Source organism: Micrococcus sp. APC 4021, from assembly GCF_030407635.1.
Taxonomy (GTDB): Bacteria; Actinomycetota; Actinomycetes; order Actinomycetales; family Micrococcaceae; genus Micrococcus; species Micrococcus luteus.
Genome location: NZ_JASDCZ010000207.1, coordinates 1 through 1,552, shown reverse-complemented (window position 1 = coordinate 1,552; position 1,552 = coordinate 1). Strand labels below are relative to the sequence as shown.

1 pseudogene is annotated in these 1,552 nt (G+C 71.5%); it reads left to right on the top strand.

Annotated elements, in window-relative coordinates:
• Positions 1 to 1,552: pseudogene (locus tag QL983_RS11200) on the top strand (DNA polymerase III subunit alpha); the annotation flags it as partial.

Here is a 1,552-nt window from a genome sequence, read left to right as displayed (position 1 = left end):
TCGGCTGGGGCGTGCCCCGCGTCCCCGAGGCCGCCGTCATCGGCATCGACGGCCCCCCGGAGCACGTGCTGCGCGCGCGCACCCGCACCGGCCTCCTCGCCCGCTACCCCCACCTCCACACCGGGGGAGGCCTCCCCGGCACCAGCCAGGCGGCCCGGGACCTGCAGGACCGCGCCGAACACGAGCTCGGCATCATCACCCGACTCGGCTTCTCCTCCTACTTCCTCACCGTGGCCGCCGTCGTCGACCTCATCGAGGGCATGGGCATCCGCGTGGCCGCCCGCGGCTCCGGCGCCTCCTCCCTCGTCAACCACGCCCTGCGGATCTCCCATGTCGACCCCATGGCCAACGGCCTGATCATGGAGCGCTTCCTCTCCACCGACCGCTCCACCCTCCCGGACATCGACATCGACGTGGAGTCCGCCCGCCGCCACGAGATCTACCATGCCGTCGTCGAGCGCTTCGGCGCCGAGCGCACCACCCTCATGAGCATGCAGAACGCCTACCGGGCCCGCGGCGCCGTCCGCGACGCCGGCCTCGCCCTCGGCATGCCCGAACCCGAGGTGGACGCCATCGCCAAGCAGCTCTGGCGCTTCTCCGCCTCGAACTTCCGCGAGGCCCTCCAGCGCATGCCCGAACTCGGCGGCCTCTCCCGCCGCATCGAGTCCGGCCGCGCCGAGGGCGACCGCCAGCTGGACCTGCTCGTCGACCTCACCGAACGCCTCGACCGCCTGCCCCGCCACATCTCCATGCACCCCTGCGGCGTCATCCTCGGCGACGCCGCCCTGCTGCACCGCACCCCCGTCCAGCCCTCCGGCATGGGCCTGCCCATGAGCCAGTTCGACAAGCACGACATGGACCCCATGGGCTTCCTCAAGCTCGACATCCTCGGCGTGCGCATGCAGTCCGCCATCGCCTACACGATCGCCGAGGTCGAACGCACCACGGGCGAGCGCATCGACCTCGAACAGGTGCCCCTGGACGACGACGCCACCTACGCGATGATCCGCACCACCCACACCCTCGGCTGCTTCCAGATCGAGTCCCCGGGCCAGCGCGAACTCGTCGGCAAACTCGCCCCCCGCGAGTTCAACGACCTCACCGTGGACATCTCCCTCTTCCGCCCCGGCCCCATGCAGTCCGACATGGTCCGGCCCTTCCTCGAACAGCGGCACGGCTGGGCACCCGCCCACTACCCGCACCCCGACCTGCGGCCCGTCCTCGCCGAGACCCACGGGGTCACCGTCTTCCACGAACAGGTCCTGCGCACCATGGACGTCATGACCGGCTGCGGACTGGCCCGCGCCGACGAGCACCGCCGCCTCCTCGGCGGCCCGCAGGAACACCTCGTCGAAGAGGCCTTCCGCACCGGCGCCCTCGCCCGCGGCTACTCCCCCGAAGTCATCGACGAGGTCTGGGCCACCCTCTCCGCCTTCGGCTCCTTCGGCTTCTGCAAGGCCCACGGCGCCGCCTTCGCCGTCCCCACCTACCACTCCGCCTGGCTCAAGACCCACCACCCCGCCGCCTTCATGGCCGCCATCCTCGAACACGA